Raw genomic sequence first — 17,926 nt, forward strand, 5'->3', positions numbered from 1 at the left:
TTTCAAGGGGCTAATTTTTGTTATTCTGCGATTTTTGCGATTTTTCCTTGTTGGATATAAACACTCAAAATTGCAATGTCAGCTGGTGTTACCCCGCTAATCCGTGAAGCCTGTGCAATGGTAGTTGGACGGATTTTTTCGAGTTTTTGGCGACCTTCAGTGGCCAATCCATTAATAGCTTCATAATCAATCCGATCTGGGATAGCCTTTTCTTCCATCCGCTTCAAACGATCCACCCGATCTTGAGCCTTTTTAATATATCCAGCATATTTAGTTTCGATTTCGACCTGTTCAATTACTCGACGATCTAAATCTTTTTCTGGAGCATCAATGAACTTCAATAAGTCACTATAGTTAACTTCCGGACGCCGTAGAAATTCTGATGCTAAAACCCCATCTTTTAAGCCGTTAGAACCCTTTGACTCTAGGAATTTTTGAACTTGACTAGGTTTAATTCGAATTTCTGACAGACGTTGTAGTTCATCCTTAATATCTTGTTTCTTTTCAAGGAATGCATTATATTCTTCGTCACTAACCAAACCTAAGTTATGTCCCACTTCTGTTAAGCGTAAATCAGCATTATCATGACGTAAAATTAAACGATATTCTGCACGACTGGTCAACAAACGATAAGGCTCTTTAGTACCCTTAGTTACCAAATCATCGATCATTACACCGATGTAAGCATCACTACGTTTCAGCGTTAAAGGCTCCTTACCTAGGGCCCGACGGCCAGCATTAATCCCTGCAATTAGACCTTGACCAGCAGCTTCTTCATATCCTGATGTTCCGTTAGTTTGACCAGCAGTATATAAATTCTTTACTAGTTTAGTTTCCAAAGTGTTCTTCAATTGATAAGGTGCTACCACATCGTATTCGATCGCATATCCGGGACGCATCATTTCAGCTTCTTCTAGCCCCTTAATGGAATGCAAAATTTGTTGCTGCACTTCTTCAGGCATTGAAGTTGAAAGTCCTTGGACATACCATTCGTCAGTTTTACGGCCTTCTGGTTCAAGGAACAACTGGTGACGACTCTTGTCCGCAAAACGAACAATCTTATCTTCGATTGAAGGGCAGTAACGAGGTCCGACACCTTCAATCATTCCTGAAAACATGGGAGCTCGATCTAAATTCTCGCGAATGATTTCATGAGTTTTTTCATTTGTGTAAGTCAACCAGCAAGATAATTGGTTTTTAAGTTCAATGTACTTACTATCTGGTGTTTGGAAACTAAAATGATTAGGAACTTCATCACCGGGTTGTTCTTCGGTTTCATCGTAGTTGATAGTTCCGCCATCAACTCGAGGAGGTGTCCCCGTCTTGAAGCGCTCTAAGTCAAAGTGATATTTTTCGGTCAAGTTTTTGGTTAACTCTAGCGCAGCTTGAGAATTGTTAGGACCGGATGAATATTGAAGTTCACCAATGATAATTTTACCGCGAGCAGCTGTCCCTAATGTTAGAACAACACTTTTAGCTTGATAACGGGCGCCGGTGTTAGTAATAACTCCCTTGCAGACCCCATCTTCAACAATTAAGTCATCTACAATTCCTTGACGCAAAGTCAAATTAGGTTCAGCTTCGATGGTCTTTTTCATCTCAGCATGATAAGCATGCTTATCAGCCTGCGCGCGCAGCGCGCGCACCGCTGGGCCTTTTCCGGTATTTAACATCCGCATTTGAACATAAGTTTTATCAATATTGCGACCCATTTCGCCGCCTAATGCATCAATTTCTCGGACAACAATTCCTTTGGCTGGACCACCAATGGAAGGGTTACATGGCATAAATGCCACCATGTCGAGATTAATGGTCATTAAGAGGGTTTTATTACCCATTCGAGCGGCAGCGAGCGCCGCTTCCGAGCCAGCATGTCCAGCTCCTACTACAATTACGTCATACTCGCGACCTTCATATTGTTTTACTTCAGACATATTTTTCAACTCCAAATTTATTTTCCTAAACAAAATTGACTAAATAACTGATCTAATAATTCGTCTTGGTAACTATCACCAGTAATTTCACCCAATAAATCCCAAGTACGTGTCATATCGATTTGAACTAAATCAACTGGCATTCCTGTTTCAATCCCTTCAAGAACGGCATCTAAAGCTGTATCAGCTTGCTTCAACAATCCAATATGACGAGCGTTAGTTACCATAATATTATTAGAGGTATTTTCAATGCTTCCAGCAAAGAACATTGCTGCAATACGATCCTCAAGGTCTTTGGTTCCTAAAGGTGAAACGGCTGATGATTTGATAATTTCTTTATCATCTACATATTCTTGAAGTTCATTTAAGTTAATTTTTACTTCTAAATCTGATTTATTAAGCACGACGATCCGCTGCATATGATTGGTTTCTCTTAGCAGCTCCCGATCCTCATCGCGCAGTGGGACACTACTATCTAAAACCAAGATAACTAAATCGGCTTGTGAAAGAGCTTTGCGGCTTCGATCCACTCCAATTTTTTCAACTTTATCTTCTGTTTCATGAATACCAGCTGTGTCAACCAACTTAAGTGGGACCCCTTGAACATTAACATATTCTTCAATTACATCACGAGTTGTACCAGCAACATCCGTGACGATGGCCTTATCTTCATGTAAAAGATGATTTAGAATACTAGATTTACCGACATTGGGATGCCCAATAATGGCGGTAGCCAGCCCATCACGGAGCACTTTACCTTGTTTAGCGGTTGAAAGTAATTGTTGAATCTTCGCTTTAACTTCAATTGCTTTTTCTTTAAGTAACCGAGCTGTCATTGTTTCGACATCGTCATATTCTGGATAATCAATGTTAACTTCAACTTGTGCTAAAACATCTAAGATATTTTGACGTAAATTAGTAATTAAATGGGATAAATTTCCATCTAACTGATCAAGCGCCACTTTCATCGATTGATCAGTTTTAGCACGAATTAAATCCATTACGGCTTCTGCTTGAGACAAATCGATTCGTCCGTTCAAAAAAGCTCGTTCAGTAAATTCACCCGGTTTAGCCAATCTCGCATCTAACCCTAAAATAATCTGTAAAATTCGGTTAGTTGCGACAATCCCACCATGACAATTAATTTCGACGATATCTTCCTTGGTGTATGTATGTGGCGCACGCATTACAGACACCATTACTTCATCTACTTCATTTCCATTTTCTGGATCAATAATATGACCATAATTAATGGTATGGCTATTCACCTTATTCAAATCTTTGCCACGATAAATCTGGCTGGCAGTTTTAAGTGCATCCACTCCGCTAATTCGAATAATTGAAATTCCGCCTTCCCCAGGTGGAGTTGAAATTGCTGCAATTGTGTCAAATTCAGTTGAAACAGTTTGCATAATGTTATCCTTTCTTTTTCCAATAAAAAAAGCGCAGTTCCACCCATAATCCAGTTAGCCACTTGGATATAGGGTGGACAAAGCACTTTCACTACTTCATCATATTCACTTTATACGAACTACATCATAAAATTTAAAGACGGATTTGTCAATTTTTTATTCTCATTAATCTAATCCAGCTCTATGGGCATCATATCACTCCATCATCACGTTACTTAAATCAACCTGCATTTAGTCCATCAAAAAAGCAATCACCCCTGCGAAACAGTTGCGATTGCTTTCATAAATTATTTTCGTTTACTCTTCATTGCTCGGCGTTTAGCTTTTTCAATTGCTTTACGCTTTGCCTTTTCAGTTTGAATTTTTTCTTCACGTTCTTTTTGGATCTTGAACGGATTCTGAATTATAAGTGTTTGACCAACTTGGAATAGGTTAGTTACTACCCAGTACAATGTGATCGCTGCTGGGAAGTTTAAAGCAGTAATCAAAATTACTAGTGGCATACCAAACGTCATGGCCGATGTCATTCCATTTTGTGATCCAGCGGGTTGTGACTTCATCGACAACCAAGTACTCATAAATGTGAACAAGGCGGCTAAGATGGGTAAAATAAAGTAAGGATCCTTATCACTCAATTGTAGCCATAAGAAAGTACCCTCTTTTAACACTTGGGTCCGGCTAACCGCCGCATACAAAGCATACATAACTGGTAATTGGATGATCAATGGCAAACATCCAGCCATCGGATTTACCCCAGCTTCAGCATAAAGCTTTTGCTGTTCTTCACGAAGTTTTTGCTGACTTTCAGCATCTCGTGATGAATATTTTTGCTGTAACTGTTTTAACTTGGGTTGAAGTTCAGCTGTTTTCATCGTTGTTCTAGTTTGATAAATCATCAATGGTAAGATGATAATTCGAATTATTATGGTGAAAACAATAATACCCCAACCATAATTGCCACCAAACAACTTGGATAAGTAGATGATGAATCTCGAGAAATTGTAAACAATCACTCCGTCCCAAATCCCAGTACTGTGACTGGTGATGGGCGCTGTGCTACACGCAGTTAATATGAAGGATAGGGCTGCCACACTGAGCAACGCCATATTTCGTTTTAAATGTTTCACTATTCTTCCTCACTTTGTTTTGAAGCAAACAACCCTGCTAGCTTAAAAACATGTTCCAATTGTTGTTTAACTTCATTCATTGGTAGTCCAGAAGCTTGTGGACGTGCTATAACTAAAAAATCGACGTCTTGACGTAAAAGAGGCTTGAATTCCAAAATGCTTTGACGAATTCGACGTTTTGTATAATTACGCATTACCGCATTACCGATTTTTTTCCCAACGGAAATTCCAACCCTAAAGTGAGGTTGTTCTGGTTTGTCCATCACGTAAACGACAAATTTTTTATTTGCAAATGAATTACGAGTTTCAAAGACCTTTTGAAACTCAAGTTCTTTTTTGATTCGATACGACTTTCGCATTATTTCTCTCCACAACCTATATATATATCACTAACAAACATTATATGTAAAAAAGCTTCTATTGTCTCTAAAAATTTAAAAAATAAAAGACCACTGGGATCAGTGGCCTTATTATGCAGATAATACTTTTCTACCTTTTTGACGTCTACGTGCTAAAACTTTACGGCCGTTGCTTGTGCTCATGCGCTTGCGGAAACCGTGAACGCGTTGACGATGGCGTTTCTTAGGTTGATATGTTCGTTTCATTATGGTCCACCTCCTGAACGAAAATACACATACTGAATTTTTATATCTATTTTTTAATTTTCGATAAATCAGTTTATGTCGTTTAAACAATTACCTTAACATAATATCATACCTACAGAATAAATCAAACCACCTATTAGGAAATAATTTAAAATAAAATCCAAAATTTTATCCACAAACAGAGCGTTAGCTTGTCTATACTTTGTGGATAACTTTTTAAACGATTTCGACTTATCAACAGGCTTTTTCGCAGCAATTTTTTTCGCTCACAGGGTGTTTATATAGTTATCCACAGCCTTGTGGAAATCTGTGGATATGTTTAATAAACGTTGATATAAAAATAATAGTTATCCACAAGTTTCTGTTTATAACTTAAATTTCTACGAAAAGAGAATTGCTTGATAACACCCTGTGGATAACTCGGATCACAGACTGTTATTTAACCCCATTTAGTTATCCACATCCATGTGGATAACTTTATTTTTTTATGTTAAACTTAGTGAGCTAAAAATTTTGGAGGAATTGAAAAAGTGCCTAACTATATTGACCTTTGGAACAACATTAAAAATAGTTTCGAAAAAGACGACTCCATGTCAAAGGCCAGTTTCGGTGCTTGGGTAGAAACGGCAGAACCCATTTCATTAGAAAACCACATAATGAAGATTAAGGTTCTTTCGAGTCTACATCGAGATTACTGGACAAAGCATTTGATCGAGAAGTTTGTCGAATATGCCTACCAGTTCACTGATCAAGACATTACGCCTGAATTCGTAACGGAAGATGAATTCAAGACGCAGCAGGCGGAAAGGTCCGCTACCTCTAAAAAAGAAACCAAAGCTTCTACTGAAGATACCCAACTTAATAGTAGATATACTTTTGATACTTTTGTTATTGGTAGTGGTAACCAAATGGCGCATGCAGCTGCGATGGCTGTATCAGATGAACCTGGCGTTCTATATAATCCGCTCTTTTTCTATGGAGGAGTGGGACTTGGAAAAACCCATTTAATGCATGCGATTGGGCATCAGTTATTAGAAAATGATCCCAAAACTCGCGTTAAATATGTAACAAGTGAAGCCTTCACTAACGACTTCATTAATTCGATTCAAAAGAATAAGACGGAAGAGTTTCATGAGAAGTATCGTAACGTTGATCTTTTATTAGTAGATGATGTGCAGTTTTTTGCGGATAAAGAAGCAACTCAAGAGGAATTTTTCCATACATTTGAGGCCTTGTATAATGCCCAAAAACAAATCGTGTTGACATCCGATCGCTTACCAAATGAAATTCCGAAGTTGCAAGAACGTTTGGTATCAAGATTTAAGTGGGGACTTTCAATTGATATCACGCCCCCTAATTTAGAAACTCGAATTGCAATCTTGCGGGAGAAGGCTCAAGCAGATAACGTTGAAATTCCTGACGAAACCTTGGAATACATCGCTAATCGTATTGATTCAAATATTCGTGAGTTAGAGGGGGCGATGGCTCGAATCCAGGCTTACGCTAAATTGCAAAACGCAGCGATTACCACCGATTTAGCTTCAGACGCTCTTCGCAGTTTGAATTTCGGTAGCAACCTTAGCCATATTACGATTCCAATGATTCAAGACAAGGTCGCAAAATATTTCCATGTTACAGTAGCTGACCTTAAAGGAAAGAAACGGATGAAATCCATCGTTATTCCACGCCAGATTGCGATGTATCTATCCCGTGAATTAACTGAAAGTTCATTGCCTAAAATTGGAACAGAATTTGGTGGTAAAGATCATACTACCGTTATTCATTCCTTTGATAAGATCAAAGCTGAACTAGAAAAAGATGAGGAACTTGCTCGCCAAGTTGGAGATTTAAAAAGTGAGCTAAAACCTTAAATTGTGGATAAGTGTTAATAACTTCGAAAGTTATCCACAGGTAGTCCACAGGCTAAAAGTTAAATTATGACGGCTAATTTGAGTTATTAACAGTTCCAACAGCCCTTATTACTACTACTATCTTTTTATTATTAATTAATATATAAAACAGAGAGCAACATAAAGGAGTTTTGTAAAATGAAATTTACCATCGCTCGAAATACATTTATCAAAAAATTAAATGCGGTTCAAAGAGCCATTTCTTCTAAAACCACGATTCCAATTTTGACTGGATTAAAAATTGAAGCAGAAGAAGATCGTTTAATTCTAACTGGAAGCAATACTGACATTTCTATCGAAACCACCATTTCAACTAACGATGAAGAAGCTCATCTTAATATCGAAAGTACCGGAGCGGTAGTTTTAACAGCCCGTTTCTTCGGAGATATTGTTAAAAAATTACCAGACAACACTATGTTACTTGAGGTAAAAGACGGTTTTCAAACGACCATTACGTCAGGTGCTTCTGAATTTAAGATTAATGGTTTAGATGCTAATAACTTCCCTCATTTACCAGAAGTTGATAGTCAAACAACCATTACTTTAAAAGCTGATGTATTTAGCGAAATGATTAATGAAACAGTTATCGCAGTTTCTAATCAAGAAAGTCGTCCAATCTTAACTGGGATTCATTTTACGATTGAAGGAAATAAATTATCAGCCGTAGCAACGGATAGTCATCGTTTGAGCCAACGGGTAATTAATCTCCCAGAACCAATTAAAATGCCTGAAGATATTATCATCCCTGGGAAGAGTCTTTTAGAACTTTCCAGAATGTTAGATGATGAAATTGATACAATTACACTTCAAATTTCAGAAAACCAAGCATTATTTACATTTGATGAAACTTTATTCTATTCACGTCTATTGGAGGGCTTGTATCCAGATACATCCCGTTTAATTCCAAAGGAAAGTTCAACTGAAATGGAATTTGAAGCTCCAGAATTGTTAGCTTCGATTGAACGGGCTTCATTGCTTTCACATGCTGGACGCAATAACGTGGTTAAATTAACGATTAACGCGGCTAACAAGCAAGCAATCATCTCTGGTGATTCTCCTGAAGTCGGTAATGTAGAAGAAGAAGTGGTTACTAAAGATATTGTGGGTGAAGACCTTGAAATTTCCTTTAACCCAGACTATTTGAAAGATGCGCTACGTTCATTTGGACATACATCAATTAAGATGGCCTTTACTTCAGCATTACGTCCATTTACTTTGGTACCAACTGAAGATCAAGAAAACTTTATTCAATTAATCACACCTGTTCGAACATTTTAATAAAGTAACGCTATGGAGTTTGAGAAAATTAATTTCTCAAACTCTTTTTTTGGATAAATCTGGTTAAAAACGCGTATACGTAAATTTGAGAAAAAATAACCCGTTTAAGGCAAAAAACATTCAGAAGGGTTAAATTCGCTGAGAAGCCGTTTTAAGACAGATAAAATTGTTTTTTAGTTAAAATAAAGGTATAATATTATGAGATACGTGGGGTGATAGTATGCAAAAAGATGTTGAAATAAACACAGAGTTTATTACTTTAGGACAACTCTTGAAAGAAGAGGGTATTATTGGCACTGGTGGACAAGCTAAGTGGTTTTTACGTGAAAATACCGTCCTGGTTAACGGAGAACACGATGATCGCCGTGGAAAAAAACTTTACGAAGATGATGTAGTTGAAGTTCCAGATGAAGGTTCTTTCAAGATTACAATGAAATCTGGTAACTAATGTATCTGAAGACACTGGAGTTACATAATTTTCGTAATTATGCTGATCTTGTTGTCGAGTTCGGTTCGGGTATCAATGTTCTATTGGGTGAAAATGCACAAGGCAAGACTAATCTATTAGAATCTATTTATTTCTTAGCTTTGACTAGAAGTCACCGAACCAATAGTGATCGAGATTTGATTAGTTGGAAAACCAAAGCAGCGCGAGTATCAGGGAGTGTCCAAAAAGAACACACCGTTACACCGCTTGAAATCAATTTATCTTCCAAAGGGAAAAATGCCAAAGTAAATCACCTTGAGCAAAGCCGTTTATCGCAATATGTCGGCCAGCTTAATGTGATTTTGTTTGCGCCTGAGGATTTATCAATTGTAAAAGGATCTCCAGCAGTTCGCCGTAAGTTCATTGATATGGAATTTGGACAGATGAGTTCGAAATATCTATATAACTCGGCGCAATATCGATCCGTTCTGAAACAGCGAAACCAGTACATTAAACAGCTACAGTTCAATCCTAAGGGTGACCAAGTTTATTTAGATGTTTTAAGTGATCAGCTAGCAGCCCATGGAGCTGAAATCATTTTCCAACGCATTCAATTCTTGAAGAAGTTGGAAAAATGGTCCCAAGAGGTGCATAAGGAAATCTCGCAGGGAAAAGAAAAATTATCTTTTCAATATGTTTCGCCGATCAGTAGTGATCAAGCCGATACTACTGAAAAAATCTATGCAGCACTACAAGCCCTTTTCCAAAAGCAACGTGAAAAGGAGCTTCAACAAGGTAAAACTTTAGTGGGGCCACATCTTGACGATGTACGATTTATGGTTAATGACAAAAACGTATCGACGTTTGGTTCACAGGGGCAACAACGAACCACGGCCCTGAGTGTTAAATTAGCAGAAATTGATTTGATGAAAGAAGAAACCGGAGAATATCCGGTTCTTTTACTTGATGATGTGTTATCTGAACTTGACGATAGTCGTCAAACACACCTGTTAACTGCCATTCAAAACAAAGTACAAACTTTCATCACGACCACCAGCCTTAGTGGTGTTGCGCAACAATTAATTAATGAACCCCATGTCTTTAATATTGATCACGGAGTTTTAATGCAGAGCAAGGAGGAATAAGCTTTTGGCAGACGAAAAAGAAACGAAAGCAGAATTAGCCAGAGAATATGATGCGAGTCAAATTCAGGTTTTAGAGGGGCTCGAAGCAGTTCGTAAACGCCCAGGGATGTATATTGGGTCGACTAGTTCTCAAGGACTACACCATTTGGTTTGGGAAATTATTGATAACGGTATTGATGAAGCTCTTGCAGGATTTGCAGACAAAATTGATGTGATCGTTGAAAAAGACAATAGCATTACCGTCACTGATAATGGACGTGGGATTCCGGTTGATATCCAAAAGAAAACTGGAAAACCAGCTTTAGAAACAGTCTTTACGGTCCTACATGCCGGAGGTAAATTCGGCGGTGGCGGTTATAAAGTTTCTGGAGGATTGCATGGTGTGGGTGCATCCGTTGTAAATGCGTTATCAACGGAATTAGATGCGCGCGTCATGAAGGACGGTAAAATCTACTACATTGATTTTGCGCTAGGAAAAGTAAAAACACCGATGAAAACGATTGGTGATACTGAACATCCTGACGATCATGGAACTATTGTTCATTTCGTTCCAGATCCAGATATTTTCCAAGAAACTACCACATATGACATTAATATCTTAAAAACACGAATTCGTGAATTAGCCTTTTTGAACAAGGGTCTACGGATTACTTTGAAGGATATGCGTCCTGAAAAGCCAACTGAAGACGACTTCTTGTACGAAGGTGGGATTCGCCACTACGTTGAATACTTAAACGAAGGCAAAGAAGTAATTTTCCCTGAACCTATCTATGTTGAAGGGGTTACAAAAGGTATCACTGTTGAAGTAGCTATGCAATATATCGAAGGTTATCAAAGTAAATTGTTAACTTTTACTAACAATATTCATACCTACGAAGGCGGTACCCACGAAGAAGGTTTCAAACGTGCTTTAACACGAGTTATTAACGATTACGCTAAAAACAACAATATTTTAAAAGAAAATGATGATAAATTGTCTGGTGATGATGTTCGAGAAGGTTTGACGGCAGTAGTCAGCGTTAAGCATCCTGATCCTCAATTCGAAGGACAAACGAAAACAAAATTGGGTAACTCAGATGCTCGGACAGCTGTTAACGAAGTGTTTGCTGAAACTTTCAATAAATTCTTATTGGAAAATCCTAAGGTTGCACGTCAAATTGTTGATAAGGGAATCTTGGCAGCAAAAGCACGAGTTGCCGCTAAACGAGCTCGTGAAGTTACGCGTAAGAAGAGTGGCCTAGAACTCAATAATCTTCCTGGTAAATTAGCTGATAATACTTCTAAGGATCCTTCAATTAGTGAATTATTCATTGTCGAGGGTGATTCTGCCGGTGGTAGTGCTAAGTCCGGACGTTCGCGTCTCACACAAGCTATTTTGCCAATTCGTGGGAAGATTTTGAACGTTGAAAAAGCCACTTTGGATCGGGTTTTGGCCAATGAAGAAATTCGTTCACTCTTTACAGCGCTCGGAACTGGATTTGGTGAGGACTTTGATGTAAGTAAAGCCAACTATCATAAATTGATTATCATGACCGATGCCGATGTCGATGGTGCTCATATTCGGACACTATTATTGACGCTGTTCTATCGTTACATGCGTCCAATGATTGATGCAGGATTTGTTTACATTGCTCAACCACCGCTCTACCAAGTACGTCAAGGTAAGATGATCCAATATATCGATTCTGATGAAGAATTAGAAACAGTACTTGGACAATTATCACCATCACCAAAACCTGTAATTCAACGTTATAAAGGTCTTGGTGAAATGGATGCTGAGCAACTTTGGGAAACAACCATGAATCCAGAAAATCGACGCTTGTTACGAGTTTCAGCCGAAGATGCTGATGCTGCAAGTGGTGATTTTGAAATGTTGATGGGTGACAAGGTTGAACCACGTCGTAAATTCATTGAAGAGAACGCTGTGTTTGTTAAAAACTTGGATATCTAAAAAGATTATTAAAAGTTAGACAGCCCAAAAAATAAGGGGGAAAACGAATTGTCAGAAGAATTGTCAGGACGAATTACAGATGTCAATTTAAGTAGTCAAATGCGTACATCATTCTTGGATTATGCCATGAGTGTTATTGTTGCGCGTGCTTTACCTGACGTTCGGGATGGACTAAAACCCGTCCATCGTCGTATTTTATACGGGATGAATGAGTTAGGAGTTACACCTGAAAAGCCATATAAGAAGTCAGCTAGAATCGTTGGGGATGTTATGGGTAAGTATCATCCTCATGGTGACTCTGCAATTTATGAATCAATGGTCCGGATGGCCCAAGACTTTAGTTACCGTTACATGCTTGTTGATGGACATGGTAACTTTGGATCTGTCGATGGGGATGGCGCTGCTGCTATGCGTTATACCGAAGCTCGAATGAGTAAAATTACATTGGAAATGCTACGTGATATCAATAAAAATACCGTGGATTTCCAAGAAAACTATGATGGAACGGAACGCGAACCATCAATTTTACCAGCACGTTTCCCAAACTTATTAGTTAACGGAGCAACTGGGATTGCCGTGGGGATGACGACGAATATTCCACCACATAATTTGTCAGAAGTCATCAGCGCTATCCATATTTTGATGAATAACGAAGATGCAACAACCGCCGACTTGATGGAAGCTGTCCCTGGGCCAGACTTCCCAACCGGTGGAATTGTGATGGGTAAATCGGGAATCCGTAAGGCATATGAGACTGGACACGGTACGATTATTTTACGGGCGAAAGTTGATATTGAGACTGAAAAAAATGGTCGCGAACGCATTGTGGCTACAGAATTACCATACATGGTCAATAAGGCTAAATTGATCGAACGCATTGCTGAATTAGCTCGTGATAAACGAATTGAAGGAATTACTGATGTAAATGATGAATCCGATCGTGATGGACTTCGAGTTGTCATTGATGTTCGTCGTGATGTCAGTGCATCTGTAGTTTTGAATAATCTTTACAAGATGACATTAATGCAAACGACCTTTGGATTTAATATGTTGGCCATCGTTAATGGTGCTCCTAAAGTATTAGGCCTAAAGGAAATTTTGCAACACTATCTTGTTCATCAAGAAGAAGTTATTCGTCGACGGACTGAATTTGATTTGAAGAAGGCTGAAGCAAGGGCGCACATCTTAGAAGGTTTGCGGATTGCTTTGGACCACATCGATGAAATTATTGCGATTATTCGTAATTCACAAACGGCTGAGGTTGCTAAAGATAAATTGATGAATAACTATTCATTATCAAGTAAGCAAGCTCAAGCAATCTTGGATATGCGTTTGGTGCGTTTGACAGGACTAGAACGTGAAAAGGTTGAAGACGAGTACAACAAGGTCATGGCAGCAATTACGGATTACCGTGATATTTTAGCTCACCGTGAACGAATTAACGAAATCATTTACAAAGAGTTACTTGAAATTCAAGAGCGCTTTGGGGATGAACGTCGGACAGAATTGATGGTCGGTGAAGTTCTTAGCCTTGAAGATGAAGACTTAATCGAAGAAGAAGATGTCATGGTTACTTTAACCCATAATGGTTACATTAAGCGAATGGCTACGTCTGAATTTAAGACGCAAAATCGCGGTGGTCGAGGAATCCAAGGGATGGGTGTTCATGATGACGACTTTATCGAACATCTGGTTTCAACTTCAACCCATGATGTACTCTTATTCTTCACCAATGCCGGTAAGGTTTACCGGATGAAAGGTTACGAAATCCCTGAATATAGCCGAACCGCTAAGGGAATTCCAGTAATTAACTTGCTTGGAATTAGTAGCGGAGAAAATATTCAGGCTGTAATCAATATTGGACGTGATAACGGTGATGAAGATAATGAAAATCGTTACCTCTTCTTTACAACGTTAAACGGTGTGACAAAACGAACACCGGTTGCTGAATTCCTAAATATCCGCAGCAATGGGCTTAAGGCCATTAGCTTGAAGGAAAATGATGAAGTAATTAACGTGGTTATTACCGATGGCGAGCAAAACATTATTATCGGAACGCATAACGGATACGCGGTAAGCTTTAAAGAAGCAGATGTGCGTTCAATGGGACGTTCTGCTACTGGGGTTCGCGGAATTCGTTTACGAGATGAAGATTATGTCGTCGGTTCAGCAATCTTGAAACCTGAAAGCAAGGTCTTGGTTATTACTGAAAAGGGTTATGGAAAACAAACTCCGGCTAGTGAATACCCAATTAAAGGCCGCGGCGGTAAAGGGATTAAGACTGCGAATATCACCGAAAAGAATGGTCCATTAGCTGGATTAGTAACGGTAGAAGGAACGGAAGATGTTATGTTGATTACGGATCGTGGGGTTATGATTCGTTTCGACGTTAATAATGTTTCAACTACAGGTCGGGCGACCTTAGGGGTTCACGTAATCAAGACGGATGAAAATTCTAAAGTTGCTACAATGGCAATTGTTGATGAAGCACCAGTTGATGATGAAAACCAGACTCAAACTCCAGCAACTGAAGCAGCAGAAACTGAAAGTGTAACTGTTGAAGAAAGTTCTGAAGAATAAATTTAATTAAAAAAGCTGATTGAAGTGATTTTTCACTTTTTAATCAGCTTTTTTAATTAATAAAATGAATTAGAAAATTTTGGTGTATTTATCATTTGTATATCGTTAATTAGGATTTTTTGTTATTGCGTCCACTAAAAATGGATGGTATAATACTTATTTGTGAGTTGCCAGCTTTTTTGGCAAACTCTCCTTGCTTTCTACGTTGTGATAGAAGGCCATAAGTCCATGAGGAGGTGTAAATCAATGAAAAACTACGAAATCACATACATCATCGCTCCAAATCTTGACGATGCAGCTAAGACAGCTTTAGTTGACCGTTTTGACAAGATTTTGACAGACAATGGTGCTGAAATTGTTGATTCAAAAGACTGGTCAAAACGCCGTCTAGCATACGAAATCGGTGGTTTTAACGACGGTATTTATCATATCGTTAACGTTAAGGCTAGCGACGACGAAGCTTTGAACGAATTTGATCGTCTATCTAAGATTGCTGACGGAATTCTTCGTCACATGATCGTTGTACGTTAATAATAACAACTAAAAACTAGGAAGGAGCGGATATTATGATTAACCGAACAGTGCTTGTCGGACGCCTAACAAGGGACCCTGAACTACGATATACAGGTAGTGGAGCTGCAGTAGTAACTTTTACAGTTGCTGTTAATCGTCAGTTTACTAATTCACAAGGTGAACGCGAAGCTGACTTTATTAATTGTGTTATGTGGCGTAAAGCTGCAGAAAACTTTGCTAACTTCACTCGGAAGGGTTCATTAGTTGGTATCGACGGACGGATTCAAACCCGTTCTTATGAAAACCAACAAGGCCAACGAGTTTATGTTACCGAGGTTGTAGCCGAAAACTTCTCTCTTCTTGAATCACGTTCATCTTCTGAACGTCGTCAAGGTGGAGAAAATAATTTTGGCAATAATCAATCTGCCCCTTCACAACAACCAACATCATCCGGAAATCCATTTGACGGAGGACAATCGAATAATAGTGGTGCACAACAACCTAACAATTCGAACCCTAATGACCCATTTGCTAATAGCGGTCAGTCAATTGATATTTCTGACGATGATTTACCATTCTAAAATAATAGAGGAGGGCAATCATTATGGCATTTCAAAAACGTGGTGGCCGTCGTCGTCGTAAAGTCGACTACATTGCTGCAAACCATATTGAATACATCGATTACAAAGACACAGAATTGTTAAAACGATTCATTTCAGAACGTGGTAAGATTTTACCTCGTCGTGTCAGTGGTACAAGTGCTAAGAACCAACGTCGTTTGACTATTGCAATCAAGCGTGCACGGATCATGGGCTTGCTTCCATTCGTTGCTGAAGACTAATCTTTAGCTATATAAAGTACCATTCAGGCCGAGGCTTGAATGGTACTTTTTGTTTAAATAAAATTAGGGCGGTGATGGATCATAATTGGTCAATTATGGCTCTATTTTTATTAGAATAACCTTCCAACAAACGATTTTAATTATTGGTTATAAGTATGGTAAAATCAGAGATAGTTAGACACAATTTTTTAGGAGAAGTGCTATGAAATTAGTAGATCATCTACCTGCATTTATCCGTAACCCGCGGGTCGGGATTTTAACAGCAGTTATTATTTTGCTGTCGTTGATTGGGCTGGGATTAGCTTTTTATATTAACTTATTAATCGGCATCATCATGCTAGTATTGGTTATTGTTACTGGCATTTTTAGTGTTCGCACGTTGCGTTTACTGAGTGATGAGACTGATAAATATATTTCTGAATTGTCGTTTCGAATTGATCAGGCTGAAGAAGACGCTACGTTGTCTATGCCAATTGGAATTTTAATTTATAGTGAACAGCATCGAGTGGAATGGGTTAACCCTAATTTCCAAAGTTATTTTGAAGGACAAAAACTTTTGGGACATCCATTGGATGAAATTGATGAAGATTTGGCGAAGATTATTGAAGAACATCAAGATGACGAGAAAGTTAGCCGTGTGAAATGGAACGATCACGTTTTTGATATTTCAATTCAAAAGGATGATCGCGTAGTTTACTTCCTAGATTCGACTAAATACGCGAAAATGGAAGAGCAATTCGATGACCGTCAAGTGGTAATTGGTCAAATCTTTATTGATAACTATGATGAAATTACACAGTCGATGGCTGATTCGGAAGTTTCTAATTTAAACAACTTTGTTACCAACCAGATTTCTAGTTGGGCGCAATCGTTTGGGATGTATTTAAGGCGCGTTGATGATGATCATTTCTTTGTCATCATGTACAACGAAACGTTAGCTAAGGTGGAAGAGGATAGTTTTAAGCTCTTGGATACTATCCGAGAAGCAACTTCTAAACAAAACTCTCCAGTTACATTAAGTATCGGGATTGCTTACGGGGATGATAATCTTAATAAGCTTGCCGATGTTTCGCAAAGTAATCTGGATTTAGCGCTAGGACGAGGTGGTGACCAAGTTGTCGTCAAAGCTGAAGATGAACAAGCTCGTTTCTACGGCGGTAAAACTAATCCGATGGAAAAACGGACTCGCGTTCGAGCGCGGATGATTGGACAAGCCGTTCAAGAATTAATGAACCAAGCAGATCAAGTCTTTGTAATGGGGCACTCCCATGCGGACTTAGATTCAGTGGGTTCAGCGCTCGGGATTCGGCGAATTGCGCAAATGAATAAAAAAGAGTGTTGGATTGTCTTAGACCAAGAAGGCGTGCATTCGGATGTAGCGCGTTTGATTGAAAAAATGGATGAGCATGAAGACCTTAAAGAGTCCATTATTAGTGCAGATCAAGCCGTAGAGCTCGCTAATAGCCAAAGTTTGTTAGTGATGGTTGATCATTCTAAACGTTCCATAACGACATCTGAGGAGCTATTTGATAAGCTTAGTAATCGGGTGATTATCATTGATCATCATCGCCGTGGAACGGAGTTTCCAGAAAATCCCGTGTTGGTTTACATTGAACCATATGCATCATCGACGGGTGAGTTGATTACGGAAATGTTTGAATACCAGTCCCATGATGGTGAACCAATTCAACCGATTGAGGCCACTGCTATTTTGGCAGGGATTGAAGTGGATACTAAATCGTTCACGGAACGTACGGGGACAAGAACTTTTGATGCAGCCAGTTATCTTCGTTCAGTGGGGGCTAACGAGAAGACGATTCGTTACCTCTTAAAAGAGAATGTTGATAGCTATATGCAACGAAACCATTTAATTGATACAATGCAGTTTATTGAAGATAAATATGCAATTTGTACCGGTGAAGATGATCGAATGTATGATCCAGTGATTGCGGCTCAGGCAGCCGATTCACTACTGAATATTTCAGGCGTAGAAGCCTCATTTGTGATCACACGTCGTGGAGACCATGCTGTGGGTATTTCGGCGCGAAGCGCAGGAACGGAAAACGTCCAGGTTATCATGGAAAAACTTGGTGGAGGCGGTCATTTAGCAATGGCAGCAACTCAGATAGAAGATGTGAGTGTTGAAGAAGCCGAGCAACAATTGGTTGAAATTTTACAAGAAAATCAAAAAGATGAGGAGTGA

General features: G+C 38.9%; 15 protein-coding genes. 10 read left to right on the forward strand and 5 right to left on the reverse strand.

The window, feature by feature from the left end:
* Positions 1 to 20: 20 nt before the first annotated feature.
* The 5 genes from mnmG to rpmH all read right to left on the reverse strand — a co-directional run bounded on the left by mnmG (position 21) and on the right by rpmH (position 5,078).
* Positions 21 to 1,934: a tRNA uridine-5-carboxymethylaminomethyl(34) synthesis enzyme MnmG gene (gene mnmG / locus HFC68_RS04375; RefSeq protein ID WP_011673924.1), complete on the reverse strand. Its 1,914-nt coding sequence runs from the start codon at positions 1,932 to 1,934 to the stop codon at positions 21 to 23.
* Between the two features lie 17 nt (positions 1,935 to 1,951).
* Positions 1,952 to 3,346: a tRNA uridine-5-carboxymethylaminomethyl(34) synthesis GTPase MnmE gene (gene mnmE, locus HFC68_RS04380; RefSeq protein ID WP_011673925.1), complete on the reverse strand. Its 1,395-nt coding sequence runs from the start codon at positions 3,344 to 3,346 to the stop codon at positions 1,952 to 1,954.
* A 287-nt stretch (positions 3,347 to 3,633) separates the two neighbouring features.
* Positions 3,634 to 4,473, reverse strand: coding sequence for a membrane protein insertase YidC (yidC, locus tag HFC68_RS04385; protein ID WP_002833857.1), 840 nt, complete (start codon positions 4,471 to 4,473; stop codon positions 3,634 to 3,636).
* Entirely contained in the window at positions 4,473 to 4,832 is a 360-nt protein-coding gene (rnpA, locus tag HFC68_RS04390; protein WP_002833858.1) for a ribonuclease P protein component, read from the reverse strand. The genes yidC and rnpA overlap by 1 nt, the downstream gene beginning before the upstream one ends.
* A gap of 111 nt (positions 4,833 to 4,943) precedes the next feature.
* Entirely contained in the window at positions 4,944 to 5,078 is a 135-nt protein-coding gene (gene rpmH, locus HFC68_RS04395) for a 50S ribosomal protein L34 (protein ID WP_002829327.1), read from the reverse strand.
* 530 nt (positions 5,079 to 5,608) lie between these two features.
* On the opposite strand from rpmH, the gene dnaA reads away from it, so the two are divergent.
* From dnaA to HFC68_RS04445, 10 genes are all read left to right on the forward strand, one after another.
* Positions 5,609 to 6,949 carry a chromosomal replication initiator protein DnaA gene (gene dnaA / locus HFC68_RS04400; protein WP_011672763.1) on the forward strand — a complete coding sequence of 447 codons (1,341 nt, stop codon included), beginning with the start codon at positions 5,609 to 5,611 and terminating at the stop codon, positions 6,947 to 6,949.
* A 177-nt stretch (positions 6,950 to 7,126) separates the two neighbouring features.
* Positions 7,127 to 8,266 (forward strand): DNA polymerase III subunit beta, encoded by a 1,140-nt coding sequence (gene dnaN / locus HFC68_RS04405; RefSeq protein WP_002833860.1) that lies wholly within the window; start codon positions 7,127 to 7,129, stop codon positions 8,264 to 8,266.
* Positions 8,267 to 8,486: 220 nt separating this feature from the next.
* A complete protein-coding gene (gene yaaA / locus HFC68_RS04410) occupies positions 8,487 to 8,714 on the forward strand; it encodes a S4 domain-containing protein YaaA (protein ID WP_002833861.1) in 228 nt (75 codons plus the stop codon).
* On the forward strand, positions 8,714 to 9,838 hold the full coding sequence (gene recF, locus HFC68_RS04415; RefSeq protein WP_011672764.1) for a DNA replication/repair protein RecF: 1,125 nt from the start codon (positions 8,714 to 8,716) through the stop codon (positions 9,836 to 9,838). The genes yaaA and recF overlap by 1 nt, the downstream gene beginning before the upstream one ends.
* Before the next feature lie 4 nt (positions 9,839 to 9,842).
* Complete coding sequence (gene gyrB, locus HFC68_RS04420) at positions 9,843 to 11,789, forward strand: DNA topoisomerase (ATP-hydrolyzing) subunit B (protein ID WP_002833863.1); 1,947 nt, start codon at positions 9,843 to 9,845, stop codon at positions 11,787 to 11,789.
* A 99-nt stretch (positions 11,790 to 11,888) separates the two neighbouring features.
* Positions 11,889 to 14,369: a DNA gyrase subunit A gene (gene gyrA, locus HFC68_RS04425; RefSeq protein WP_269668170.1), complete on the forward strand. Its 2,481-nt coding sequence runs from the start codon at positions 11,889 to 11,891 to the stop codon at positions 14,367 to 14,369.
* Positions 14,370 to 14,615: 246 nt separating this feature from the next.
* The gene (gene rpsF, locus HFC68_RS04430) at positions 14,616 to 14,900 is read left to right on the forward strand and encodes a 30S ribosomal protein S6 (RefSeq protein WP_002833865.1); all 285 of its coding nucleotides are present in this window, start codon (positions 14,616 to 14,618) and stop codon (positions 14,898 to 14,900) included.
* A gap of 35 nt (positions 14,901 to 14,935) precedes the next feature.
* Positions 14,936 to 15,463, forward strand: a complete 528-nt coding sequence (gene ssb, locus HFC68_RS04435; RefSeq protein ID WP_011672766.1) for a single-stranded DNA-binding protein — start codon at positions 14,936 to 14,938, stop codon at positions 15,461 to 15,463.
* A 23-nt stretch (positions 15,464 to 15,486) separates the two neighbouring features.
* Entirely contained in the window at positions 15,487 to 15,723 is a 237-nt protein-coding gene (gene rpsR / locus HFC68_RS04440; protein ID WP_002833867.1) for a 30S ribosomal protein S18, read from the forward strand.
* A 202-nt stretch (positions 15,724 to 15,925) separates the two neighbouring features.
* Positions 15,926 to 17,926, forward strand: coding sequence for a DHH family phosphoesterase (locus HFC68_RS04445; RefSeq protein ID WP_002833868.1), 2,001 nt, complete (start codon positions 15,926 to 15,928; stop codon positions 17,924 to 17,926).

This window comes from Pediococcus sp. EKM201D (genome assembly GCF_011800215.1).
Lineage (GTDB): Bacteria > Bacillota > Bacilli > Lactobacillales > Lactobacillaceae > Pediococcus > Pediococcus pentosaceus.

What these genes read in the sequence shown, in the direction of transcription:
- rpsF (WP_002833865.1), top strand. Translation starts at nt 14,616, where the DNA reads ATGAAAAACTACGAAATCACATACATCATCGCTCCAAATCTTGACGAT.
- ssb (WP_011672766.1), top strand. Translation starts at nt 14,936, where the DNA reads ATGATTAACCGAACAGTGCTTGTCGGACGCCTAACAAGGGACCCTGAA.
- rpsR (WP_002833867.1), top strand. Translation starts at nt 15,487, where the DNA reads ATGGCATTTCAAAAACGTGGTGGCCGTCGTCGTCGTAAAGTCGACTAC.
- mnmE (WP_011673925.1), bottom strand. Translation starts at nt 3,346, where the DNA reads ATGCAAACTGTTTCAACTGAATTTGACACAATTGCAGCAATTTCAACT.
- gyrA (WP_269668170.1), top strand. Translation starts at nt 11,889, where the DNA reads ATGCGTACATCATTCTTGGATTATGCCATGAGTGTTATTGTTGCGCGT.
- yaaA (WP_002833861.1), top strand. Translation starts at nt 8,487, where the DNA reads ATGCAAAAAGATGTTGAAATAAACACAGAGTTTATTACTTTAGGACAA.
- HFC68_RS04445 (WP_002833868.1), top strand. Translation starts at nt 15,926, where the DNA reads ATGAAATTAGTAGATCATCTACCTGCATTTATCCGTAACCCGCGGGTC.
- rnpA (WP_002833858.1), bottom strand. Translation starts at nt 4,832, where the DNA reads ATGCGAAAGTCGTATCGAATCAAAAAAGAACTTGAGTTTCAAAAGGTC.
- dnaN (WP_002833860.1), top strand. Translation starts at nt 7,127, where the DNA reads ATGAAATTTACCATCGCTCGAAATACATTTATCAAAAAATTAAATGCG.
- recF (WP_011672764.1), top strand. Translation starts at nt 8,714, where the DNA reads ATGTATCTGAAGACACTGGAGTTACATAATTTTCGTAATTATGCTGAT.
- rpmH (WP_002829327.1), bottom strand. Translation starts at nt 5,078, where the DNA reads ATGAAACGAACATATCAACCTAAGAAACGCCATCGTCAACGCGTTCAC.
- mnmG (WP_011673924.1), bottom strand. Translation starts at nt 1,934, where the DNA reads ATGTCTGAAGTAAAACAATATGAAGGTCGCGAGTATGACGTAATTGTA.